Source organism: Kroppenstedtia sanguinis, from assembly GCF_050433445.1.
GTDB classification, from domain to species: Bacteria; Bacillota; Bacilli; order Thermoactinomycetales; family DSM-45169; genus Kroppenstedtia; species Kroppenstedtia sanguinis.
The window spans coordinates 88,805-112,841 of sequence record NZ_JBNPXF010000006.1 but is presented as its reverse complement, the minus strand read 5'-3'; the positions used below and the strand labels follow the sequence as shown (position 1 = coordinate 112,841).

Below are 24,037 nucleotides of genomic sequence, written 5' to 3'. Positions count from 1 at the left end.
GGATGGGGATGGTGAGACGGCTACGATCTCTTGCAAAGAGCGCAAAGACTCTTCACCGTCCCACCATCCCGACCTTATTTCCTGCCTAAAATATGGCTAATCAACATGCCTGACCTTATCCCATTTTTGCTGAAGCCGTTGGATTCGTTTTTCCCAATCTCCTTTCCAACCTTCCTCCAGGGCTTGTTTGCATAAGCGGATCGCATCTTGGAAATGGCCTTGTTTTTCATGGATGATAGCGAGTTGTTTGTATCCGTAATGTTGTGGAAGTCCCTTGGATTGAGGATTCATCTGGTTGGCGCGGATCGCCATGGGGGCGTATTCGATCTGTTTTTCACAATATCGGATGGCTTTTTCCAGATTCTCCGGATCTTCCTCGCGCTGCTTGTAGAAATGTTGGGCCTGGTCGCGGTAATAAATTTGCAAAGACCAATATTGCATCGCTTTCAGGTTTTCCAATTGGTTCGTTGCCCAAGGAGAGTCATCGTCTTTCATCTGAAGTTTCGCTTCTTCATATTTTTTTCTGGCTTCATGGAAGACATGATGCTCTTCTTCTTCCAAGGGCATGGTGAAGGTGAAATCCCCTTCCACGTACCGGAGGATTTTTTCGTTGTCATCAGCTTCCTTTACTTTTTCTTCTGGTGGCTCAACGGGCGGTTCAGGGACAGTGGACGAGTTGGGCTTTGGGGAAGGTTCCAAGGGCTCTGGCGCAGAGGGTGGGGAAGACTTAAATAGCGAACGTGCTCGGGTCAGCAACTTTTCGAACACTTCACCGACCTCCTTTGGACATCAATCGACAGACTTTGCCTAACGAGATCGTATATTCAGTTAATCGTTTTTGTCAAATTTTTAGTGCAAACAGGCAGAAAGGACTCTCAAAGGTGTCCGTTACAAAAGGACAATTCCGATGTGGGGAAAATCGTGTTATAATGTAGATGTGTAAAGGAATATTCGGATTTCAAGTGGAATGAGGTGTCCGCTGTGAGTGGAAGTATGCGCGCGTTGGTGAAACACCATGCTGGTTTTGGAGCTGAGCTGCGGGAAGTCCCCATTCCCGCGCCCGGACCTGGTGAAGTGTTGATCAAGGTTCAAGCAACAACGATTTGCGGAACTGATGTTCATATATACCGTTGGGATGATTGGGCAGCTGCTCGGGTGAAGCCGCCGATGGTATTTGGTCATGAGTTTTCGGGAGAAGTGATCGAATTGGGTGCCGGCGTGAAGCATTTGTCTGTGGGAGACCATGTCTCGGCAGAAACCCACATCGTATGCGGCCATTGTCCTCAGTGCCGGCGGGGGGAAGCTCATGTATGCGCTAACACGGAGATCATCGGAGTGAACCGCACGGGATGTTTTGCCGAATATGCGGTGATGCCCGCAGATAACCTGTGGAAAAACAAAAAAGAGTTGCCGCCGGAAGTCGCATCGGCGATGGAGCCGATGGGTAACGCGGTTCACACGGCGCTGTCCGGTCCTGTTGCTGGAAAGTCTGTGGCAGTGATCGGTTGCGGCCCCATCGGCGTGATGGCGGTGGCGGTGGCCAAAGCAGCAGGTGCCGCCCAGGTCATCGCCTTGGATCTGAACGAGTATCGCCTCGATTTGGCCCGGAAGATGGGAGCGGATGTGCAGATTCAGTCTCAAAAGCAGGACCCAATCCGGGAGACGGCGAAATGGACGGAGAATCAGGGAGTCGATGTGGTGCTGGAGATGTCGGGAAATGCGACTGCCATTCGACAAGGTTTCTCCATGTTGACAGCCGGCGGCCGCATCTCGATGCTGGGCCTTCCCACCCAACCGGTGGAGTTGGATGTAAGTAATGAAATTGTGATGAAAGGAATTCAAGTGCATGGAATCGTGGGGCGTCGGATGTATGAGACTTGGCAGCAAACCGCCGCTTTCCTAGAATCGGGACAGGTGGATCTCGTACCGATGATTACCCATCGTTTCTCTCTGGAAGAGTTTGAGAAAGGCTTTGAACAGATGATGAGTGGCAACTCTGGTAAAGTGGTTTTGTATCCTTGAAATCAGGAACAGGAATTTGGGGAGGGAAATCAATGAACGGCTTTGCATACTTGGAGAAAGAGATTCAGGAGTGGAAAGACCAGGGGACTTACCGGCCATTGACGGAAGTGGAATCGGAACAGGGCGCCAAAGTCAAGATCGATGGACGTGAAGTGATTCAACTTTCCTCCAATAATTATCTAGGTCTGACTACTCACCCCCGTCTAAAGCGGGCCGCCTTGGAAGCGGTGGAGAAGTATGGTGCCGGGACCGGGTCCGTCCGAACGATTGCAGGTACTTTCTCCATGCACGAGGAGTTTGAAGCGAAGCTGGCCCAGTTCAAACACACCGAGGCGGCCTTGGTCTTCCAATCCGGTTTTACGGCGAATGTTGGAGTTCTGTCGTCGATTTTGTCAGAACAGGATGTAGTGATCAGCGATGCTCTCAACCACGCCAGTATCATCGACGGAATCCGCCTCACCAAAGCCTCCCGTCGTATCTATCGCCACGCGGATCTGGAGGATCTGGAAAAAGCGTTGCAAGAGACGCAAGGGGCTCGTACCCGTCTGGTGGTCACTGATGGGGTGTTCAGTATGGATGGGGATGTGGCACCGTTGCCCGAAATCGTGGATCTGTGTGAAAAATACGGGGCGTTGGTGATGGTGGACGATGCACATGCCAGTGGCGTGCTGGGGAGAAATGGACGGGGGACGGTGGACCATTTCGATCTGAACGGGCGAGTTCACATCCAGGTGGGTACACTCTCCAAGGCGGTGGGTGTTCTGGGGGGATATGTTGCAGGTCCTTCTATTTTGCGGGACTATCTGATCCACCGGGCACGGCCCTTCTTGTTCAGCACCTCCCATCCGCCGGCTGTAACTGCTGCCTGTTCCGCCGCCATCGATGTGTTGCTCGATGAGCCGCAATGGGTGGACCGCCTCTGGGATCACACTCGTTTTTTCAAGGAAGGTTTGAGACGGCTCGGATTTGATACAGGTAAGAGTGAAACACCGATCACACCGGTGATGGTGGGAGATGATGCTCTGACGATGAAGTTCTCTGACACCTTATTGGATGAAGGGGTCTATGCTCAGGGAATTGTTTTTCCCACGGTGGCGAAGGGCCAAGCTCGTGTTCGCACCATTGTGACGGCAGGCCACTCCAAAGAGGATCTGGAGCAGGCACTGGCGGCTTTTGAGCGTGCCGGAAAAAAGCTGGGGATCATTTGACAGAGGGGAGGCAGCCGGAAGCGACCGGCTGTCTTTTTTTGAAAGAGAAACAAGAAAACTAGTTTGCAAAACAAACATAGTTCTAAAAGTATCTACCGCTTTACGAGAAATGCCTGCTGAGAAGGAGGTCCCCTCATTGAAGGTGGCCTCCACCTTCGATATAATTAACAAAAGAGCGATTCCAGATCTCCCCTTTCTCCTTCATTGCGAGATCGAGAGCGGCAGCAGCAGCTTGCTGAGTCGGGGGGATGGGGGTTTATATTCTGTGATCTTGAATGGTTTTCACTCCCTGTTCCAGAGGGAAGGGGTTTCCATATTGGAGGGAAATAATATGAACGAAGAGATGCGTCGGTATTTTACGCCGCCGGATCTGAAGGCGGCTAAGAAGCGTGGGAAAGAAGCTATCTCCGTGTTGGAATTTGAACATATCCCCAACGAAATGAGGGGAATCGGCAAAGGAAAGAAGTACTTGATCAAAACCTATGGTTGCCAGATGAATGTGCATGATTCCGAGACAATCGCTGGCATCCTAGAACTGATGGGTTACCGTTCCACGGAGGTGGAGGAAGAGGCAGCGGTCATCCTGATCAATACCTGTGCCATTCGAGAAAATGCAGAGGACAAGGTGTTTGGCGAGATTGGACGGCTGAAGACGTTGAAGACGGAAAAGCCAGAGCTGGTGTTGGGGATGTGTGGTTGCATGTCCCAGGAGGAGTCGGTTGTCAACCGGATTCTGCAGAAGCATCAGCATGTGGACCTGATCTTTGGCACTCACAATATTCACCGCCTTCCAGATCTGCTTTGGGAGGCACTGATGAGCAAAGAGATGGTGGTGGAGGTTTGGTCCAAGGAAGGCGACATTGTGGAGAACCTTCCCAAGGTACGTGAAGACGGGCTGAAGGCTTGGGTCAATATCATGTATGGCTGTGATAAATTTTGCACCTATTGTATCGTCCCCTTTACCCGGGGCAAGGAGCGGAGCCGCCGGCCGGAGGATGTATTGGAGGAAATCCGGGATCTGTCTCGCAAGGGATATAGAGAAGTCACGCTGTTGGGTCAGAATGTGAACGCCTATGGAAAGGATTTTGAGGACAGAGAGTACCGTTTCGGCGATTTGATGGAGGACGTTCGCAAAATCGGAATTCCCCGGGTTCGGTTCACTACGAGTCATCCGCGGGATTTTGACGATCATCTGATTGAAGTGCTGGCTCGGCGGGGCAATTTGGTGGAGCATATCCATCTCCCGGTTCAATCCGGAAACAATGGGATTCTCAAGATTATGGCCCGGAAATACACCCGGGAACGGTTCCTGGAACTGGTGGATAAGATTAAGGCGGCGATTCCCGATGCGGTTTTAACTACAGATATTATCGTCGGATATCCGGGAGAGACAGAGGAGCAGTTCGAGGATACCCTTTCCCTGATGAGAGAGGTAGAGTTTGATTCAGCTTTCACCTTTATCTACTCGCCGCGGGAAGGGACACCGGCAGCGAAGATGAAGGATGATGTTCCGATGAGTGTAAAAAAGGAACGATTGTATCGCCTGAATCACTTGCAAGATGAGATCAGCTTGAAGAAAAATCTCGCATTGAAGGGTCAAGTGATGGAAGTATTGGTGGAAGGAGAGAGCAAAAAAGATCCCAATTTCCTCTCCGGCCGCACTCGTACAAATAAGTTGGTCAATTTTCAGGGACCGAAACATTTGATCGGTGAGTTTGCACAGGTTCAGATCACGGAGCCTCGCACCTGGACTCTGAAGGGAGAATGGGTAGAGGGGCCCTCCGTCGGGAAGGTGGGGAGTTGAGAATGGAAATGCTAAATCCGGATCACCCGATTCTGGCTCATGCATCCAACCTGGGACGTCGCTTGTCGGAGACAGAGGAGATTCACCGCTTTCATCTGGCTGAGGAGCAGGTCAATCGGAGCCGCCGAGTTCAGGGACTGATCGAGGAGATCAAACGGAAACAAAAAGAGCTGGTTCACGCGAAACACTATGAAAAGCCGGAGTATACCCGACGCTTGGAACAAGAACTGGATCGCCTGCAGTTGGAGATGGACAATCTGCCCATCGTCAAGGAGTATCAGCAATCCCAAGTGGAGATGAATGATCTTCTGCAGACACTGACGCAAGCTTTGGCGGGGGCGGTTTCGGAAAAACTGGATTTGGATGTCGGCGGTGATGTCGGCGGGGGTTGCGGTAGCGGGGGACCCTGCGGCTGTCGCTGAACTTTTTGGACCTGCGATGGGATGCAGGTCTTTTTTTTGTGAAATCCATTCAGACTTCAGCGAGGAGAAAGTCTTTTATAGAACTTTCCTATGGTTTTTAGGCACCCTAGACTATGGCCCTGCATACTATTTGTACTGAACGATTGTTTGGAGGAGGGAGTATCGTGTCAAATACAAACAGCGGAATGCAATGCCGACAAATCATTACCAAAGCGGTCACCGGCAAAGGCAGCAAGTTCTCCCAGACAACGCACTCCATCCAGCCCCCCGACCACATTTCCAGTATCTTGGGTGCCTGGATCATCAACCACAAATATGATGCCAACCGGGTGGGGGATGTGATCGAGATCACTGGGAGCTATGATATCAACCTCTGGTTTTCATTCAACCGGAACACCAAGACGGAAGTGGCCAATCACACGGTGCGGTATGTAGAGCAGGTTCCGCTGAGCTACTACGACAGCCATGTGCGGGAGGAAACCATGGAGGTCAGCGCAGTGGCCACTCAACCTCCCAACTGCATCGAAGCCACCATTGCCGGAGATGGAGAGGTCCTAGTCCGGGTGGAACGGGAATTTTACGTGGAGATGGTCGGTGAAACCAAGGTTTGTGTTTGGGTAAACCCCGGTGGCTGTGATGACTGGGATGATAAAGGAATGGACGGCTCGGAGATGGAGGAGGAAATCTCAGACGGTTTTGAGGATCTGGATCCTGAGTTGGTGATCGATGATCTGAGCGACTGATTTTTCACATTCCATCACGGCAGGGGAGGCAGGATGCCTCCTTTTTCTTTTGATGCACTAACCACAGAGACGTTCTTCACATAACATATCAGCAGATTGGTTTTAGGATCCGCGAAAGGAGAAGAGATATGGAAGCGCACTTGCTCCCGATCAACCAGACGGATGAAGGGAGGTTCCAGAGCCGGCTGGTCACCCCTGAAAACACTCTTGCTCCTTCGCTCTACCTAGACTCGTCTTTGCGCGATACTTATACAGAACAGATGATTATATTAAATGATGGTAATGCAGTGGAGCGTGCAGGTGACGCCGATTATCGAATTGCTTTTTTGCAGTTGCATGGGATTCGGACGGTGAATGGAAAGACCCGATTGCTCAAGCGATATATTGTAGCTGTTTTTCAGACCCAAGTGTTGCTGATGTATAGCTCCAATGGTCCGATGGCTTGGCTTGCGGGAGGGCGATCGAGTAAGAAGGAGACTTTTCGCAGGGTGAATCCCCAGGAAAACTCACGGGAAGTCCGGCGCGTAAAAAATCTGTCTGTGCGGGCTTTGTACGCGATGGGGTTGGACTATGGTGTCGTTAAAATCGGCATTCTGCCGGGAAACATGGTGACGGTGTTGGATGTCAATCCCAGCCCCCGGCTGAATCAGGAGATGACGCGATCTTTTACCGAAGCGATCCTTCAATACAGTCGGAAACTCCCCAAAATGGTGGCAAAGCTGGATCAGGTGGTTCTTGGAGCCGATCCGGAATTTATCCTGCGTAAACCGAGTGGGGACTTGATGATGGCTTCTGACTATTTTCCGCGCTACGGTAGAGTGGGCTGTGATGCGATTTGGCATGGGGAAGATCGGTCCGCGAAGCCGCTGGTAGAGGTCCGTCCTCGACCCACCCCGGAACCGCGGGAGTTGGTGATCCGGATCTATAGGGGCTTGATTCAGGCGGCGCGACGGATCAAAGACGGCCGGATTCAGTGGTTGGCAGGAGCACTCCCCCATCCAGGTTTCCCCCTGGGAGGTCATATTCATTTCAGTGGAGTCCATCTCAACTTTAAACTGTTACGTGCCTTGGATCATTATCTGGCCCTGCCCTTGATGCTGGCAGAGGATCCGAAGGGAGCGCGCCGCCGTCCCAAATATGGATTCCTGGGGGATTTTCGGCCTCAATTCCATGGTGGTTTTGAGTATCGAACTCTGCCCAGTTGGCTGGTTTCCCCTACTCTGACCAAAGGGGTCATAGCTGCGGCTAAGTTGGTGGCTGCTCGGTATCCGTTGTTACGGGCCGGCGATTTGAATAGTTATGTCGTGCAAAAGGCGTACTATCGAGGGGACAAGGAGGAGCTGCGGGAAATCGTCCGCAATCTCTGGAGTGAACTGCGCAGTGTGGATGGATATCATCGTTACAGCCACTATCTGGATCCCTTTTACAGAATGATCGAGTCAGGGAAGAGATGGAATGAGGAGAAGGATATTCGACCGCTGTGGAAGTTACCCCATCACAAGTCCTGAAAGGCTGTCGCTTGTTCCCACAGAAAGGGCATGGTACAATGAAATCCATGTAGTTCATGAATCACACATCCTACCAAAATTCGGAGGGTCTGTCCAAGTGGCCAAGTATACTCCGATGATTCAACAATACCTTTCAATCAAGGCGGATCATCCTGATGCCTTTTTATTTTTTCGTTTAGGCGATTTTTATGAAATGTTTTTCGAGGATGCCCGCAAAGCGGCGGAAGAACTGGAAATCACCCTCACCTCCAGAGACGGTGGAGGCGAGAAGATTCCCATGTGCGGTGTTCCCTTTCATTCTGTGGATGTTTATATCAGTCGTCTGATCGGCAAGGGTTACAAAGTGGCTATCTGTGAGCAGGTGGAGGATCCTGCCACGGCCAAGGGTGTAGTCCGGCGGGAAGTGGTCCGGGTGATTACCCCGGGCACAGTGATGGAAGAGAAGATGCTTGCGGAACGGGAAAATAATTTTCTGGCGGCTTTGATCCGTCAGCGGGAGCATTATGCGCTGGCGGCGGCGGACTTATCTACGGGAGAGTTTTATGTGACGGATGTTGTCGGCGATCCCACGCGTGTGATCGATGAGCTGGCGGCATACCAACCAAAGGAAGTTCTGCTAGCTCCCGGTTTGGGCGAAGATGCGTCTTTTTTAGAAGAATTGCGCCTTCGCCTCCAAGTTGTGGTCACGGTGATGGGAGAGGAGGAACTGCAACCGCCAGAGGAGAGATCCAGGATGCTGGGCGAGCACTTTCCTGAGGATCGGGAAAGGCTCACCACCCCGATTCATGGGGAGGTGGCCTGCCTGCTCCTTTCCTACTTGCAGCGGACCCAGAAGCGGGGATTTTCCCATATGAACCGGATTCGCCCTTATGATGCTGAGCAGTTTATGGTGTTGGATGTTTCTGCGCGCCAGACGCTGGAGTTGACCCAATCTTTGCGAGACGGCAGAAAAGAAGGGACCCTGTACGGCTTGTTAGATCGGACTGCGACGGCGATGGGAAGCCGGTTGTTAAAACAGTGGTTGGACAAGCCATTGTTGGATTTGAATGAAATCCGGCAGCGTCAAGAGGAGATTCAGGCTTTAACGGACCACTTGATCCTGTTGGAGGAGATCCGTGAGCAACTCAAAGGGGTTTATGATCTGGAACGGTTGTGTGCCCGGATTGCCTACGGATCTGCCAATGGGCGGGATCTCATCTCCCTGCGGCGTTCTCTGGAAAAAATACCGGATCTGAAGCGTTGTTTGTCCGAAACAGATGCTCAGGTGCTGACCTCTGTCGCTGAAGGATTGGATCCCTTAGGTGAAGTAGTGGAGCTGATCACAAAAGCCATTGCAGATGAAGCTCCGGTATCGGTCCGGGAGGGGAACCTGATCCAAGACGGGTATGATGAAGAACTGGATCGACTCCGTGAAGTCCAGCGAGACGGCAGGGGCTGGATCACTCGTCTGGAACAGCGGGAGCGAGAGGCCACCGGCATTCGTTCCCTCAAGGTGGGTTTCAACAAGGTGTTTGGCTATTATATTGAGGTGACCAAAGCCAATCTGCGTCATCTGCCTGAAGGGCGTTACCAGCGGAAGCAGACCCTGGCCAACGCTGAACGCTTTGTCACTCCTGAGTTGAAAGAGCGGGAGCGGTTGATTCTGGAGGCGGAAGAAAAATCAGTGGAATGGGAGTATCAATTGTTTACCCGGGTTCGGGAACAGGTGGCAGAGGAGATCCCGCGGATTCAGATGTTGGCGGACCGGGTGGCTCGTCTGGATGTGCTCCATTCCCTGGCGGCGGTGTCCGGAAAATATGGATATGTCCGTCCTGACATCAACGGGGAAGGGCGGATCCGAATTTCAGAGGGACGCCATCCGGTGGTGGAAGCGGCGACGAGGGAAGGGGAATTTGTCCCCAATGATACACGGATGGATCAACAGGAGCAACAGCTGTTGTTGATCACCGGTCCCAACATGGCAGGCAAGAGTACATACATGCGTCAAGTGGCCCTGATCACGCTGATGGCGCAGATAGGCTGCTTCGTGCCGGCACACCGGGCGGAAATCGGAATTGTGGATCGAATCTTTACCCGAATCGGTGCCGCTGATGATTTGGTCGGTGGTCGTAGTACCTTTATGGTGGAAATGGATGAGACCCGCTTGGCTTTGGCCCAGGCGACTTCGCGCAGTCTGATTCTGCTGGATGAGGTGGGACGGGGAACTTCCACTTATGATGGGATGGCCTTGGCCCATGCGATCGTAGAGTATATCCACGATCACGTAGGAGCGAAGACGTTGTTTTCCACCCATTATCATGAGTTGACGCAGTTGGAGGCAGATTTGCCCCGGGTGGTGAACATTCATGCCCGCTGTGTGGAAAAAGAGGGGGAGGTGGTCTTCTTACACCGGATGGAGCCAGGGGGAGCGGACCGCAGTTATGGGATCCATGTGGCTCAGCTAGCGGGAATGCCTTCCGAAGTGATCCAGCGAGCGCGGAGTCTGCTGGAAACTCTGGAAGGGCGCTTGGAAACTGCAGGAACCCAGCAACCGGATTTGTTCTCCTTCGTGGAATCCACGGCGAAATCAGCATTGTCCCCGCAAGAAGAGGAGACATTGAAGGCTCTGCGGGAGTGGGACCTTCTCAACCGGACGCCTATGGAAACGATCCAGTTTATCTTTGACCTGCAGCGAAAACTGAAGGCAAAGGAGGCGGAGGTCGATGGGTGAGATCCGTTTGCTGGACGATTCATTGGCCAACCGCATCGCTGCAGGAGAGGTGGTGGAACGACCGGCATCCGTGGTGAAGGAGCTGGTAGAAAATGCACTCGATGCAGGAGCGAATCGAATTCACATTGAGATCCACGAGGGAGGTATCCGCTCGATCCGGGTTTCCGACAATGGGAAGGGGATGGACCGGGAAGATGTTCTTCTCGCATTTGAACGGCATGCCACCAGTAAAATTCGCCGGGAACGGGATTTGTTTTCTATCCGTTCCCTGGGATTCCGAGGGGAGGCGTTGCCCAGTATCGCTTCTGTCTCCAAACTCACCTTAACCACGGCTCGATCGGAAGGGATCGGGACCCGGCTGGTGCTGGAAGGTGGTAAACTACTGTCCACAGAAGATGCCGCCCGTTCTCCCGGAACTGAAGTGTGCGTGGAGGAGCTGTTCTTCAATACTCCCGCCCGTTTGAAATATTTAAAAACCGTCAACACTGAAGTTAGTCATGTAGCAGATCATGTAGGAAGACAAGCCTTGGCGCATCCGACCATCTCCTTTGCCCTGACGCATAACGGAAAAGAATTGTTTCGGACTCCGGGAGATGGAAAATTGCTTCATGTGGCCCATGTCTTGTACGGGAAACAGGTAGCACGTAAGATGTTGCCGATCGTTGTGGAAGATATGGACTTCAGTGTGGAGGGACTGGCGGCAAAGCCAGAGGTGACCCGGTCCAACCGTTCCTATATTTCAATCATGATCAATGGACGTTACATCCGGAACCTTCCCCTGTCCCAGGCGGTTCTCCGGGGTTATGACACTTTGTTGCCTATTGGGCGCTATCCTATTGTGGTTCTCTCTTTGAGTATGGACCCCAAGTTGGTGGATGTGAATGTGCATCCGGCCAAATTGGAGGTGCGACTGAGTAAAGAGAAGGAGCTCTGTCGTCTGGTCGAAGCGGGATTGCAGGCTTTGTTCCGCGAACATGTCTTGATCCCCCAAGCCGCCTCTCCCCGACAGGAGTATCAGCGGGGATCTCACCCAGTACAGCAGCAGTTGCAGTGGAGTGATGAGGTTTCCCACAGAGGGAAGAAAGGGGAGAATTGGCAGATCCGGGAAAAAGAGGCAGCATTGGGGTCAGAGCCGAGGTGGGTTTCCTCGCCTGCACCTTTGTCTCCCTTGACTTCTTCGACTCCCGAGCCGGTGGATCCCAGTGGGGATAGGGCTTCCGCAGAGAAGGAGGAGGCAAAAACCGCTCCCGTGCAGGAGACCGAAGTGGAGGAGAGTACCCCCGGTGGGGAATTGCCCGATTTAACCCCCTTAACCCAGATTCACGGAACCTACATCATCGCTCAGGCCGAGGATGGGTTCTTCCTGATGGACCAACATGCAGCGCATGAACGGATCTATTATGAACGATTTTACCGTCGGATGCAGGAGGGGGATGGCAGGTTACAATCCCTGCTCATGCCGTTGACGGTAGAATGTACTCCGGCGGAAACTCAGATCATTCGCCAATGGATACCCCATCTGACGGAGATGGGAATTGAGATGGATCCCTTTGGAAACACCTCCTTTTTGGTGCGCTCCCATCCCGTTTGGTTTCCTAAAGGGAGCGAAGAAGAGTTGTTGTGGGAAGTTCTCGACTGGGTGAAGAGGGGAGAGCGGGTGGATCTGGCCCGGTTGCAGGATGACGGAGCCAAGCTGATGGCCTGCAAAGCGGCGATCAAGGCGAATCGCCATCTCCGGCGGGAAGAGATGGAAAGCTTGATTCAACAATTGCGGGCATGTATGACGCCCTACACCTGCCCTCATGGCCGACCGATTCTGGTTCATTTCTCCACTTATGAAATTGAAAAGATGTTTAAACGGGTGATGTAGAGAGTGCGGGTGATGTAAAGAGTGTTTGTGACAACCTCCCGACAGCCCCGGCAAGAAGAGCGCATATGGGCTGAACGGATCGCCCGCAGGATGGGAGCAGATTATCTGCCCCGCGAGAGCCGATCCTTGACCCAGATGATGGGGGAAACTGCCGCAGAGGCCGCTGTGGTGGTGGGAAGTGATGGAGCCTACTGGGAGGATCGGGAGGGGAATACCTTCCGTTTTCACCCCAATCTGGCGGCTCCGCGTGTGAAGACACTGACATCCGGAGGATCGGATGCCCTGGTGACTGCGGCAGCTCTGCAATCAGGGGATCGGATCCTGGACTGTACGTTAGGACTGGGAGCCGATGCGATTGTGGCGGCTCATGTGGCAGGAGAGGCAGGGGAAGTGGTGGGATTGGAAAGTCAGCCGGTGATCGCAACGCTGGTGGATTATGGCCTGGGGCATTACCAGGCAGCTTCCCCGCGGCTGATGCAGGCGATGCAGAGGGTTCGGGTGGTATGTGCGGATTACCGAGAGGTTCTTTTGCACCAAGAGGATGACTCCTTCGATGTAGTGTTGTTTGATCCGATGTTCCGGCAGACCGTCACTCGTTCTTCCGCCCTCCAGTCTTTAAAAATGCTGGCCAATCCTGAACCATTGCATCCGAAATCAGTCCAGGAGGCACTCCGGGTGGCACGGAAACGGGTGGTGCTGAAGGAACGGCTGATGAGTGGAGAATTTGAACGGCTTGGATTCCGTGTGGTAAAGGAGGCTTCCAACTATGCGTTCGGAATCCTCGAACCCTAAAGGAGATCTGTTAGTAATCGTGGGGCCCACTGCCGTGGGAAAAACTGCACTTAGTCTCTCCCTGGCTCGGGAGTTTCAGGGGGAGGTGATCTCAGGGGATTCCATGCAGGTATATCGCTATATGGATATCGGAACAGCCAAGGCATCCCAGGAAGAGCGAGCAGTGGTTCCTCATCATCTGATCGATCAGGTGGACCCCGATGTTCCTTTCTCTGTAGAGGAGTTTCAGCAGCGAGCCCAGGAAAAGATTGAAGAGGTCCAGGTCCGCGGACATCTGCCGATGCTGGTGGGTGGAACCGGTCTTTATATCCAATCGGTCACCCATGGTTACCGACTGCCTGGGGTCAGAGAGGATCCTCGCTTCCGCGAGGAGTTGCATCAATTGGCTGATCGAGAAGGAAACGAGGTGCTCCACCAACGGTTGCAGTCAGTCGATCCGGAAGGGGCGGCTCGCCTTCATCCCAATGATCGACGCCGGGTGATCCGAGCCTTGGAGATTTTTCGCGTGACCGGAAAGCCTCTCACAGAAGTGCAGACTCAGACTCCTCCTCCTTACCAGATGCTGTGGATCGGTCTGACGATGCCCCGGGATCGCCTTTATGAACGGGTGAATCTTCGGGTGGATCAGATGATGGCAGCGGGATTGCTACACGAAGTGGAGGAGCTCCGGGAGCGGGGGTACCACCGGGGTCTCGTTTCGATGCAGGCTCTTGGCTACAAGGAATTGATGGGCTACCTGGAAGGGGAGTTTTCTCTGGAGGAGGCGGTGGATCAGATCAAGCAGCGCACTCGGAAATTTGCCAAACGTCAGCTTTCCTGGTTTCGCCGATTGTCCATGATCCACTGGTTTGATGTTACCAGGGAAAATTCAGGGAAAGAAATTCTCGCTCTTGTAGCAGGAAACTTCCCTCAGTACAAAGAATAGAGTAAACTAATGCCGAATGCCAAATGTACATAGGAGGTACAAACCTTGAAGCAATCGATCAATGTCCAGGACACTTTTCTAAATCAGATCCGCAAAGAATCGGTGCCGGTCACTATCTATCTGGTGAACGGTTTTCAGTTGCGGGGATTGGTGCGGGGATTCGATAATTTCACCATCGTGATTGACTCGGACGGCAAACAACAGATGGTGTACAAACATGCGATCTCCACCTTCACCCCAGTGCGGTCGGTGTCCTTGATGCCCAATGATGAAAGCAATAAGGAAAGCTAAAACCAAGTGTAACCACTTGGTTTTTCTATATTCTTAGCCACTCACCAATAGCTGGGCGGATGCGTATATATAGATGAGCCGATTCCAGCAAAGAGGTGACCGGATATGGCGAGCCGCGTGATCACAAAGGAACCCCATCGCTTCCATGTGGTATTGGACCACGGCAAGAGGAACGCCTCTTTCCAATCCCGGGAACTACCGGGCCTCAATCGGGAAGGGGATGAACACCTTCCCTTGAGGCGATGCATGGAGGAATTGGACCGCCTAGTGGGTCTTTCGGGAATCAAGAATTTTATTCATGAAATCTATGCCTGGCTGACGGTGGGTAAACGGCGATCGGCAGCGGGGCTGATGACGGAAAATCAGGTTTTGCATATGGTTTTTGAAGGAAATCCGGGAACGGGGAAAACCACGGTGGCTCGGATCATGGGCCATCTGCTCAAAGAGATGGAGATACTGAGTAAAGGTCACCTGTTGGAGGTGGAGCGGGCGGATCTGGTGGGGGAATATATCGGGCATACAGCACAAAAGACGAGGGAGCATGTGAAGCAAGCCCTCGGCGGGATTTTATTCATCGATGAGGCGTACTCTCTTTCCCGAGGTGGGGAAAAGGATTTCGGCAAAGAGGCAATTGATACCTTGGTCAAATCGATGGAGGATCACAAAAATGATTTTGTGCTGATTCTGGCGGGATATCCTGATGAAATGAAACGGTTTTTGCGCTCCAACCCGGGGCTTCCCTCTCGCTTTCCGATCCACCTCCGCTTCCCTGATTTCAGTGTGGATGAACTGGTCCGGATCGCCCGGGGAATGCTGGAGGAGCGGCAGTATCGTTTTTCGGGACCGGCGTTAGAGAAATTGCGTCGCCATCTGGCGAAGAGGACGACGATTCCCGGCGAATCCTTTGGAAATGGACGCTATGTGAGGAATCTGGTGGAGCAAGCGATCCGGAACCAGGCGGTGCGACTGTTGGACAGTCGGTATGTGTCCCGGGATGAACTGATGACGCTTCAGTCGGAGGACCTTTCCTTTCCGAAAAAAAAAGAGACGGAGCTGCCCTTTGGGTTTGTTCCTTGAATTTCCGGCCACAGGAAGTGCCGGGTTTCTTTTTTTCAGTCGTGGTATAATCGACATACAGGATGGTTACACGTTCCAAGGAGGATGAGGGAAGATCGAGACGGAGAACAGTAGTGAGCGAGCGTTATTGGTAGGTTGTGGCAGTGGGAGGGAGACGGCTTCCATTCATTCATCTCTGACCGAGTTGGGGCGGTTGGCCCATACGGCGGGCGCAACTGTCGTAGACACCGTGATCCAGCATCGGAATGCGCCGGATCCGGGTTGGCTGATCGGTCGGGGGAAGGTGGAGGAGCTGGCTCAAACCGTGGAAGAGGAAAGGATCGACCTGATCCTCTTTGATCGGGAGTTGTCCCCAGTTCAGTTGATGAACCTGGAGCGTCGGTTTCCCTGTAAGGTGTTGGACCGAACCCAACTGATTCTGGACATCTTTGCCATGCGCGCGCGCACGAAGGAAGGAAGTCTCCAGGTGGAATTGGCCCAACTGGAGTATTCTTTGCCCCGGCTGACCGGCAGAGGAAAAGAGATGTCCCGGTTAGGAGGGGGAATTGGAACCCGCGGTCCCGGGGAGAAAAAGTTGGAGACGGACCGGCGTCATATCCGGCGCCGCATTCGGGATTTGAAGAGGGAATTGGAAGGGGTTCGCAAACACCGGCGATTGCATCAGAATCGACGCCGAAAGATGGATATGATCCAAGTGGCCCTCGTCGGATACACCAATGCGGGAAAATCGACACTTTTTAATCGCTTGACCGGTGCCGGGGTGATGGAGGAAGATCAGTTATTTGCTACACTGGACCCGACTTCGCGGTTTTTGGATCTGCCCTCAGGGGGAAAGGTGTTGTTGACGGATACCGTCGGCTTTATCCGTAATCTCCCTCATCATCTGGTGGCGGCTTTTCGATCCACACTGGAACAAGTGGGAGAGGCGGATCTCCTACTCCATGTAGTGGATGGGAGCCACCCTGAAGCGATGGAACAAATGAAGGCGGTGGAGCGGGTCCTGGCGGATTTGGGTGCCGGTGAGGTTCCTGTGTTGACGGTCTTTAACAAACGGGATCGCGAGGCGGGAGCGATCTTGTCCGCAGAGGGGGAGACGATCCGGATCTCTGCTTATGATGCCGACGACCGAGAACAACTGAAGGAGAAGATCGATCAGGTGTTAAACGCCACTCAGATCCACGGGTCGGCGGAGATCCCGGTGTCCTGGGGGGAAATGATTTCCCGGTTTTATCAGGTGGCGGAGATCGTTCATTCCGAGGTGGACGACCTGACGATGAAAGTGGAATTTCGGTTGCCGCTCCATCGTTATGAACGGATGTCGCCGGAGATGAAGGGTTTGATACGGAAGGATATTTGATACGGACCAGAAATAGAGAAATGGTGTGTGAAATGTACAAGAATCTTAAACATGGAACCCAGCTCAAACTGTGGAAAGAAGAGGCGGAACACCGGATCGCTTCGAAGTTGAAGGCGATTGAAGAACGGGTGGACTACCATCAATGGCGTCTCCTGAACGCCTACCGGGTGGAGGGGGTGAGCGATATTCACCTGGCCTCCTCTACGGGCTATGGCTATGATGATTTAGGGCGGGAGAGTCTGGAGAGGATCGTGGCCGAGATTTTCGGAGCGGAGACCTCCTTGTTCCGCCCTCAGATCATCTCCGGCACCCATGCCATCGCCGCCTGTCTGTTCGGTGTATTGCGTCCAGGGGAGGAGCTGATCTATATCACCGGGTCTCCCTACGATACTCTGGAACAGGTGATCGGAAAGGAGAAGGATGGTTCCGGCTCTCTCGCCGATCATGGGATCCGCTACCAGGCGATCCCCCTCCTCTCTGACGGTCAGGTGGATTGGCCGGCGGTAACAGCCGCTGTTGGGCCGAAGACTCGTTGTATCGGGATTCAGCGCTCCCGAGGTTATTCCTCCCGGGCTTCCTTCACGGTGGCAGAGATCGGGGAAATGATCCAAAGGATCCGGGAGCTCTGTCCTCATGCTGTCATCTTTGTGGATAATTGTTATGGAGAGTTTGTGGAGGAGCGGGAACCCACTCATGTGGGTGCCGATCTGATCGCTGGTTCTCTCATTAAAAATCCGGGTGGGGGCCTAGTCAAGTCCGGTGGCTATATCGCTGGTGGCCGTAAGTGGGTGGATCGCGCCGCGGCTCGCCTGGTGGCTCCGGGAATTCTCGCAGAAGGAGGAGCCACCCACGGCTATACCCGGGATCTGTATCAAGGTTTTTTTCTGGCTCCTCATGTGGTAGGGGAGGCTTTAAAAGGGGCTCTTTTCGCTTCGGCAATGTTAGAGGCTGCTGGATTTGAATCGACGCCCCGTTGGCAGGAGCCGCGCACTGACATTATTCAACAGATTCGTTTGGAGAATCCGGATCTGCTGATCGCTTTCTGTCAAGGGATCCAGGCTGCTTCTCCGGTGGATGCCCATGTACGGCCGGAGCCTTCCCCGATGCCGGGGTATGAAGATCCGGTGATCATGGCGGCGGGAACCTTTGTTCAAGGAGCCAGTATCGAGTTGTCGGCGGATGGCCCCCTACGGCCACCCTATCTGGCTTACATGCAAGGGGGACTTACTTACTCTCATGTGAAGATCGGGATCTTGACGGCTTTGGATCGGATGCTGGACTATAGCGATCTCTTTCCGTCGAGATTCACGGATCCCGCGAAGGGAGAAGGATAATGGAAATTATTTGGTGGATTCTGGTGGTGTTGTTGTTTATCCTGGGCTTCGCGGGACTGATCCTTCCTGTCTTACCGGACGCCCCGTTATTGTTCATCGGTTTTTTGCTTTATCACTTTCTGATCGACTCCGATGTACTCTCCACCTCTTTCTGGGTGGGGGCGGTAGGGATCACCCTGGTGGTGGTGGTCATCGACTATGTGGCCGGGGGCATTACTGCTCGCACCTATGGTGGTTCCAAATGGTCCATCCCAGTAGCCATCCTCGGTGGCCTGGTCGGCATCTCCTTCGGCCCCCTTGGCATCCTGATCGGTCCTTTTTTGGCGGTCTTCCTGCTGGAATGGATCCTGAAAAAGGATTGGCAACAGGCCCTTCGGGTGGGATATGGCACCCTGGTGGGCTTTTTCGGGGGTTTGTTTATCAAGGGACTGTTGATGGTAGGTTTGTTGATCTGGTTTTTGATTTTGGTGTGATCGACGTGATGTAAAGAGTGAACCCCCGCCTCTGCAGGCGGGGTTTTTTAAAAAAAAGGGTGAAGCGACGAAGCTGGTTTCCATAAAATCTATTTTGTAAAATTGTGTATGATATAGTGGTAAAGGGTTGTTAGAATGGAGGAAGAAGGATGTTAAAAGGAAATCCTAAAGTGTTTTATTTTACGATGGCTGCTGTTTTCTTCATTGTCATGGGCAATCTATTGCAACCCTTTTTCCTATACTCCATTTCGGTAGGAGCTATTGGGGGGTTTATACTGATTGTGATCGCTATCATTTTGTCATTTAGGGATTGGCGTGCGGTGAAGAAAGAAAAAAATAAATAATTTTACATGATTAGCTGATGTACAGAGGCCCCAGTGTTTACCGAACCTTCTTTTGCGATGAAATCGTCGCTTAGTTGGCCAAATGGTCGCTTTTGGCGGTCTTTTTGCTGAAGCTGATCCTGAAAAAGGACTGCCAACAGGCCCTTCGGGTGGGATATGGCACCCTGGTGGTTTTTTTGGGGGGTGTTTATTAAGGCGTTGTTGATGGTAGGTTTGTTAATCTGGTTTTTGATTTTGGGATTTTAAACGGATTGAATTGCACCCTGAACAGGGTGCTTTTTTTTAAGATATGAGGAAGGGATCGGAGATAGTAAGCTTCCCGACTCTTTATTGCTGAATATCTTTGTTGTTAATTTACAGGTAGGTATTTTTTCATGTCAGATAACCTAACATCACTTGACAGCTTTACGAGACAGCCTTAAAATGGAATCGTGATTTTGTTGAGGAGGTACTGTGGATGGGTGATGATCTTCGTCGGAACCTTCCCTTGTTCCCGATGGGAACTGTGACGCAGCTTACGGAATTGACTCCCCGGCAGATTCGCTATTATGAACAGCAAGGGCTGATCCATCCGGCCCGGACTCAGGGAAGGCAGCGGTTGTTTTCCTTCAATGATGTGGATCAACTGTTGCGCATCAAGTCTTTAATGGAAAAAGGGGTCAACGTCGCCGGTGTGAAGGAAGTGTTGTGGGAGCAGGCACAGGTCTCCCAGCCGGAGTTGTCGCCGGTAAAGCCCGATCTCTCCAAAGCGGAAGTATACAAACTGATGAAGCGTCAGCTCCATGAGCTCAGTTCACGCCCCCATCAAAGTCACCTGATCCGCGGTGAGTTGTCCCGTTTCTTCCATTGATTTTAAAATCCGAAGGGAGTATCCTCCATGCCAAAACGTTTCACCAGAGAAGATATTCTGCGATCCGTTGAAGAAAACAATGTGGAGTTTATTCGTTTGCAGTTTACCGACCTCTTGGGCACGATCAAAAATGTGGAGATCCCCAAGTCCCAGTTGGGAAAAGCCTTGGACAACAAAATGATGTTCGACGGGTCCAGCATCGAGGGGTTCGTGCGGATCGAGGAATCGGATATGTATCTGCACCCGGATCCGAACTCCTGGGTGATCTATCCTTGGGGTGGGACAGAGGACTCTCGAGTGGCAGGATTGGTCTGTGATATGTACACCCCCGATGGTGAACCCTTTGCGGGGGATCCCCGAGGCATTTTGAAGAATGTATTGAAAGAAGCGGAAGCGATGGGGTTCAGTGCATTAAATGTCGGTCCCGAGCCGGAATTTTTCCTGTTTAAGACAGATGCCAAGGGAGACCCGACGATGGATTTGAACGACAAGGGAGGCTATTTTGACCTGGCTCCCATGGACCTGGGGGAGAATTGCCGTCGCGATATCGTGATCACTCTGGATAAGCTGGGCTTTGAAATTGAAGCCTCTCACCATGAAGTAGCCCCAGGTCAGCACGAAATCGACTTCAAATATACCGACGCGATCACCGCAGCAGACAACATCCAGGTCTTTGAATTGGTGGTGAAAAATATCGCCCGTCGCTACGGTCTTCATGCCACCTTTATGCCGAAGCCGCTGTACGGGGTGAGTGGGTCGGGGATGCATACCCACCTTTCTCTTTTTCGGGGGGAGGAAAACACATTTTATGACCCATCCGATGAGTTGGGGCTTTCCCGCACCGCCCGTTATTTTTTGGCTGGGATCTTGAAACATGCCAAAGGGTTTACGGCAATCACCAATCCGCTGGTGAACTCTTACAAACGTTTGGTTCCGGGGTATGAAGCACCTTGCTATGTGGCTTGGTCCCCTACCAACCGCAGTCCTTTGGTTCGTATTCCGGCTTCCCGGGGTTTGTCTACCCGACTGGAGGTGCGCAGTCCCGATCCCGCAACCAATCCCTATCTAGCCCTCGCGGTTATGTTAAAGGCGGGATTGGATGGGATCCAAAATCAGCTGGAGCTCTCCCAGGAGACCGATCGCAACATCTATGTGATGGACGAGGAAGAGTTGGATCGAGCAGGGATCGAACAGCTACCAGCCACATTGAAAGAAGCGCTGGAGGAATTGAAGAAAGATCCGGTGATCTGTGAGGCTCTCGGTGAGCATGCCCTCCGCAACTTCATCGAAGCCAAAGAGATCGAATGGGATATGTTCCGGAGCCAGGTGCACCCCTGGGAGCGGGAACAATACCTTTCATTGTATTAAACTGACAGGTGCCCTCCTGCTTTGACAGCGGGAGGGCGTTTTCTCTTTATTGAGATGAACAAAAGTGGCTGAAATCCCTGCTGTCTTACTCTTGGGAATGTCCGTTATTCTGGGCTCTTCTTCACCCCATTCTCGTAGGAGGCTTAGAATCGAAACCAACGGATCTTCTTTTTCTGTCAGATCTTCCTGTGCCACTAAAACCGAGTATTTTGGTATCATCATAAGTACTGATTGTTTTTTCACAGCCCAAGACTATAGTCTTACAACCGGACTGAGACGATTTCCGTAAGGAAGGCGAGTCTGGGTGCGGATGCGGAAAGGTGGCTTTTTCGGTAAAATCATGAGCGAAGGATCCACTTCAGCATCGATCCTGAGTTTCTTCATTGGAGGAATGAATATATGACTACTACAACGTTATTTGTCAAAGCAAACAATCGTCCCGCAGATCAATCGGTGACTGTGCAGTTGTATGAGGCCTTCTTGAAAAGTTATCAAGAATCTCATCCTGAGGATCAGGTAGTGGAGTTGGATCTGTATGGAGTGCCGTTACCCTATATGGATGCCAGCATGATTAATGGAATTTCCAAATCCGGTAAGGGAATCGAGCTGACTCCGCAAGAGAAGGAAGTTATGGATATTATCGATCATCATTTGGATCAGTTTTTGGCGGCAGATAAAGTAGTGATGGCATTTCCTCTTTGGAATCTGACTGTGCCTGCTGTATTTCACACCTATATCGATTATCTGAATCGAGCGGGAAAAACCTTCCGTTATACGCCAGAAGGCGCTGTTGGTCTGGTTCCGGATAAAAAGGTGGTTTTGTTAAACGCTCGCGGGGGCCTCTACTCTGAAGGGGAGGCGGCCAGTTCTGAAATGGCGGTTAACTTTGTCGTGAAAAACTTGCAGCTCTTCGGGATCACCGATATTACAACGGTGATTGCAGAGGGGCACAACCAATTTCCCGAGAAGCGAGGGAAAATTGTTGAGGAGGGGATCCGACAAGCGATTGAGGTGGCCAAAGGATTTTGAACGGGAGGCAGAGGGCTTGATTCAATCGGGGCCCGAAGTTCCTAATCGGTTCGTCGACAGGAATTCCTTCGTAGTCCGGCAATGGGCCGGGCTTTTTTGCGTTCCACATCTGCAGATTAGTAAGTTATACAAACTTCATCTAGTGCCCCTTCAGGCAATTTTGATCTTGTTTTTCAGCAAGGCGGAGGCAGGAGGGTGGGGCGGCTCCGATCTCTTGCAAAGAGCGCATAGCGAGACCGGGAACGGAGTGACCTTGGCGAGACTTGTGCCCTATGGGTACAAAGGCGAATCAAATCCCCACCCTCCTTACCTTTCTGTGATTTCCCACACAATCTTCTCTGAGGGGGCACTAGAAACATTACCTTTTTTCATCTGGGAACTATTTTCCTGTTGATGCCGTCAACAGAGATGGCTTCGGGGCAAACTTAGCATGCAGATGCCTCCAATCTTCTTATGGGGGAATCGACGTCACCTGTAATGTCGCAGGACAACGGGTCGCGTGATTAAGGCCATCGACAATAATACTATAAAGTTTGAATGATCCGCACCGAAACAAAGCTAGGGTCCACTTCGCCTCCCGAACAGCAGACTGAACCAGTCCGGAGGTGGCCCCGACGGCAGCTGTCCGCACTCGATCTGTCGGAATCTCTCAAAGGCTTGTATCAGCGGTCAATGTGAATCAAGGACACTTCCTTATTCAGGGGAGGTGTCCTTTTTATAGATATCTGAGATGAAACGGATGAAAATCGCATCTCGTTCTTGACATTTAACGATATATCGGTTATTATTTGTTTAACGATATATCGTTAATATATAAAAACAACAGGAGGCTGACCATGTTCAAAAAACCTGATTTTCTTCAGTATCCTTTATTCGAAGGCCAAGGTCCATTTGATCGTCATGGCTTCTTTAAAGGCGGTAGATTTGATAGGGGATGGGGAAGGGAAGACAGTCACTTTGACAGACAAGGTGGATTTCGTTTCTTTGCAGGTAAAGGATTTGGCGGTGATCCTAGCGGAGAACGTTTTTTCAGGCGCGGTGATATCAAAATCGTCTTGTTAAAGTTGTTACAAGAGCAACCGAGACACGGATATGAATTAATCAAGGTACTGGAAGAAAAGTTCAAGGGGTTTTATTCCCCCAGTCCCGGTTCGGTTTACCCGACCCTCCAGATGCTCGAAGATCAGGATCTTGTCCATGTAACGAAGGAAGGGCGGAAAAAGGTTTACCATCTTACAGATGAGGGGCGAAGCTATTTAGAAAAACACCAAAACGAAGATCCCTTTATCTCAAGAATGAATAGGCTTGAGAATAGTATGGATCTAAGTGAAATGCAGACTTTAAGATCTGACATTCAGGGATTAACCTACGAATTTTTCAAGATAGGTCGTCTAGCTATGGAAAGTCCTGAAAAAAAGGAACAACTACAAAAGCTGCTCGACAAAACACGAGCAGAGCTTTCTGAAATAGTCAATGATGATGAGAACAACAAGAAAAACACAGATGAACCATAATGCCTGAAAGAAGGAAAAGAGAGGGGGGATCCATCACGTGTTTACCGAGGGCAATTCGCTTGTAGTCCGGCAATGGGCCGGGCTTTTTTGTGTTCCACATCTGCAGATTAGTTTGTTTCGCAAACTAAATGAAATTCCCCCTCCTTTTTTTCGCTAAGGAATGATTTTTTAGTTGGCTTTCCGTCCATTTTCAATTGTTTTTTATTCTACAATGGGAAGGGGGTGAACCGAGATGTGGTTTGTTGATATTTACTTTAAGAGCAGGGCATACTGCCCTTACGTTCGCACCTTTTGCTGAAAAATGTTACGTTGTTGATTTAACGGAAGAAATGGTTCAAAGGAATCCAAAATGTTAAATTTGTTGTGGTGATGCCGAGGAATTGTCTTACCATCAGG

21 protein-coding genes are annotated in these 24,037 nt (G+C 51.7%); 20 read left to right on the top strand and 1 reads right to left on the bottom strand.

The window, feature by feature from the left end:
* Positions 1-96: 96 nt before the first annotated feature.
* A complete protein-coding gene (locus JOD24_RS05590) occupies positions 97-768 on the bottom strand; it encodes a hypothetical protein (protein WP_380163207.1) in 672 nt (223 codons plus the stop codon).
* 213 nt (positions 769-981) lie between these two features.
* On the opposite strand from JOD24_RS05590, the gene tdh reads away from it, so the two are divergent.
* The 20 genes from tdh (at position 982) to JOD24_RS05490 (ending at position 23,641) form a co-directional block, all read left to right on the top strand.
* A complete protein-coding gene (gene tdh / locus JOD24_RS05585) occupies positions 982-2,022 on the top strand; it encodes an L-threonine 3-dehydrogenase (RefSeq protein ID WP_429246483.1) in 1,041 nt (346 codons plus the stop codon).
* Between the two features lie 32 nt (positions 2,023-2,054).
* Positions 2,055-3,230, top strand: coding sequence for a glycine C-acetyltransferase (locus tag JOD24_RS05580; RefSeq protein ID WP_429246482.1), 1,176 nt, complete (start codon positions 2,055-2,057; stop codon positions 3,228-3,230).
* A gap of 331 nt (positions 3,231-3,561) precedes the next feature.
* Positions 3,562-5,034: a tRNA (N6-isopentenyl adenosine(37)-C2)-methylthiotransferase MiaB gene (gene miaB, locus JOD24_RS05575; RefSeq protein WP_380163204.1), complete on the top strand. Its 1,473-nt coding sequence runs from the start codon at positions 3,562-3,564 to the stop codon at positions 5,032-5,034.
* A gap of 2 nt (positions 5,035-5,036) precedes the next feature.
* A complete protein-coding gene (locus tag JOD24_RS05570) occupies positions 5,037-5,456 on the top strand; it encodes a YlbF/YmcA family competence regulator (RefSeq protein ID WP_380163203.1) in 420 nt (139 codons plus the stop codon).
* Between the two features lie 164 nt (positions 5,457-5,620).
* Positions 5,621-6,199, top strand: coding sequence for an outer spore coat protein CotE (gene cotE, locus JOD24_RS05565; RefSeq protein WP_429246481.1), 579 nt, complete (start codon positions 5,621-5,623; stop codon positions 6,197-6,199).
* A 128-nt stretch (positions 6,200-6,327) separates the two neighbouring features.
* Positions 6,328-7,707, top strand: coding sequence for a putative amidoligase domain-containing protein (locus JOD24_RS05560; RefSeq protein ID WP_380163201.1), 1,380 nt, complete (start codon positions 6,328-6,330; stop codon positions 7,705-7,707).
* Positions 7,708-7,804: 97 nt separating this feature from the next.
* Positions 7,805-10,417, top strand: coding sequence for a DNA mismatch repair protein MutS (gene mutS / locus JOD24_RS05555; protein WP_380163200.1), 2,613 nt, complete (start codon positions 7,805-7,807; stop codon positions 10,415-10,417).
* On the top strand, positions 10,410-12,287 hold the full coding sequence (mutL, locus tag JOD24_RS05550) for a DNA mismatch repair endonuclease MutL (protein WP_429246480.1): 1,878 nt from the start codon (positions 10,410-10,412) through the stop codon (positions 12,285-12,287). The genes mutS and mutL overlap by 8 nt, the downstream gene beginning before the upstream one ends.
* A gap of 21 nt (positions 12,288-12,308) precedes the next feature.
* On the top strand, positions 12,309-13,079 hold the full coding sequence (locus tag JOD24_RS05545; protein WP_429246479.1) for a class I SAM-dependent methyltransferase: 771 nt from the start codon (positions 12,309-12,311) through the stop codon (positions 13,077-13,079).
* Entirely contained in the window at positions 13,054-14,004 is a 951-nt protein-coding gene (miaA, locus tag JOD24_RS05540) for a tRNA (adenosine(37)-N6)-dimethylallyltransferase MiaA (protein WP_429246478.1), read from the top strand. Before JOD24_RS05545 ends, miaA begins: the two co-directional genes overlap by 26 nt.
* Positions 14,005-14,049: 45 nt before the next feature.
* Positions 14,050-14,295 carry an RNA chaperone Hfq gene (hfq, locus tag JOD24_RS05535; RefSeq protein ID WP_380163196.1) on the top strand — a complete coding sequence of 82 codons (246 nt, stop codon included), beginning with the start codon at positions 14,050-14,052 and terminating at the stop codon, positions 14,293-14,295.
* Positions 14,296-14,400: 105 nt separating this feature from the next.
* A complete protein-coding gene (locus JOD24_RS05530) occupies positions 14,401-15,372 on the top strand; it encodes an AAA family ATPase (protein WP_429246477.1) in 972 nt (323 codons plus the stop codon).
* 127 nt (positions 15,373-15,499) lie between these two features.
* A complete protein-coding gene (gene hflX, locus JOD24_RS05525; protein ID WP_380163194.1) occupies positions 15,500-16,729 on the top strand; it encodes a GTPase HflX in 1,230 nt (409 codons plus the stop codon).
* A 32-nt stretch (positions 16,730-16,761) separates the two neighbouring features.
* A complete protein-coding gene (locus JOD24_RS05520) occupies positions 16,762-18,063 on the top strand; it encodes a methionine gamma-lyase family protein (RefSeq protein WP_380163193.1) in 1,302 nt (433 codons plus the stop codon).
* On the top strand, positions 18,063-18,536 hold the full coding sequence (locus JOD24_RS05515) for a DUF456 domain-containing protein (RefSeq protein WP_380163192.1): 474 nt from the start codon (positions 18,063-18,065) through the stop codon (positions 18,534-18,536). Before JOD24_RS05520 ends, JOD24_RS05515 begins: the two co-directional genes overlap by 1 nt.
* 149 nt (positions 18,537-18,685) lie before the next feature.
* The gene (locus JOD24_RS05510) at positions 18,686-18,880 is read left to right on the top strand and encodes a hypothetical protein (protein ID WP_429246476.1); all 195 of its coding nucleotides are present in this window, start codon (positions 18,686-18,688) and stop codon (positions 18,878-18,880) included.
* Between the two features lie 457 nt (positions 18,881-19,337).
* Positions 19,338-19,730 (top strand): MerR family transcriptional regulator, encoded by a 393-nt coding sequence (locus tag JOD24_RS05505; protein WP_380163191.1) that lies wholly within the window; start codon positions 19,338-19,340, stop codon positions 19,728-19,730.
* A gap of 27 nt (positions 19,731-19,757) precedes the next feature.
* Positions 19,758-21,098 (top strand): type I glutamate--ammonia ligase, encoded by a 1,341-nt coding sequence (gene glnA / locus JOD24_RS05500; protein WP_380163190.1) that lies wholly within the window; start codon positions 19,758-19,760, stop codon positions 21,096-21,098.
* Positions 21,099-21,497: 399 nt separating this feature from the next.
* Positions 21,498-22,127, top strand: coding sequence for an FMN-dependent NADH-azoreductase (locus tag JOD24_RS05495; protein ID WP_380163189.1), 630 nt, complete (start codon positions 21,498-21,500; stop codon positions 22,125-22,127).
* An 836-nt stretch (positions 22,128-22,963) separates the two neighbouring features.
* Complete coding sequence (locus tag JOD24_RS05490) at positions 22,964-23,641, top strand: PadR family transcriptional regulator (RefSeq protein ID WP_429246475.1); 678 nt, start codon at positions 22,964-22,966, stop codon at positions 23,639-23,641.
* Positions 23,642-24,037 lie beyond the last annotated feature (396 nt).

What these genes read in the sequence shown, in the direction of transcription:
- JOD24_RS05490 (WP_429246475.1), top strand. Translation starts at nt 22,964, where the DNA reads ATGTTCAAAAAACCTGATTTTCTTCAGTATCCTTTATTCGAAGGCCAA.
- JOD24_RS05560 (WP_380163201.1), top strand. Translation starts at nt 6,328, where the DNA reads ATGGAAGCGCACTTGCTCCCGATCAACCAGACGGATGAAGGGAGGTTC.
- JOD24_RS05505 (WP_380163191.1), top strand. Translation starts at nt 19,338, where the DNA reads ATGGGTGATGATCTTCGTCGGAACCTTCCCTTGTTCCCGATGGGAACT.
- JOD24_RS05570 (WP_380163203.1), top strand. Translation starts at nt 5,037, where the DNA reads ATGGAAATGCTAAATCCGGATCACCCGATTCTGGCTCATGCATCCAAC.
- glnA (WP_380163190.1), top strand. Translation starts at nt 19,758, where the DNA reads ATGCCAAAACGTTTCACCAGAGAAGATATTCTGCGATCCGTTGAAGAA.
- mutL (WP_429246480.1), top strand. Translation starts at nt 10,410, where the DNA reads ATGGGTGAGATCCGTTTGCTGGACGATTCATTGGCCAACCGCATCGCT.
- miaB (WP_380163204.1), top strand. Translation starts at nt 3,562, where the DNA reads ATGAACGAAGAGATGCGTCGGTATTTTACGCCGCCGGATCTGAAGGCG.
- JOD24_RS05495 (WP_380163189.1), top strand. Translation starts at nt 21,498, where the DNA reads ATGACTACTACAACGTTATTTGTCAAAGCAAACAATCGTCCCGCAGAT.
- JOD24_RS05520 (WP_380163193.1), top strand. Translation starts at nt 16,762, where the DNA reads ATGTACAAGAATCTTAAACATGGAACCCAGCTCAAACTGTGGAAAGAA.
- miaA (WP_429246478.1), top strand. Translation starts at nt 13,054, where the DNA reads ATGCGTTCGGAATCCTCGAACCCTAAAGGAGATCTGTTAGTAATCGTG.
- JOD24_RS05515 (WP_380163192.1), top strand. Translation starts at nt 18,063, where the DNA reads ATGGAAATTATTTGGTGGATTCTGGTGGTGTTGTTGTTTATCCTGGGC.
- JOD24_RS05510 (WP_429246476.1), top strand. Translation starts at nt 18,686, where the DNA reads ATGTTAAAAGGAAATCCTAAAGTGTTTTATTTTACGATGGCTGCTGTT.
- JOD24_RS05530 (WP_429246477.1), top strand. Translation starts at nt 14,401, where the DNA reads ATGGCGAGCCGCGTGATCACAAAGGAACCCCATCGCTTCCATGTGGTA.
- JOD24_RS05580 (WP_429246482.1), top strand. Translation starts at nt 2,055, where the DNA reads ATGAACGGCTTTGCATACTTGGAGAAAGAGATTCAGGAGTGGAAAGAC.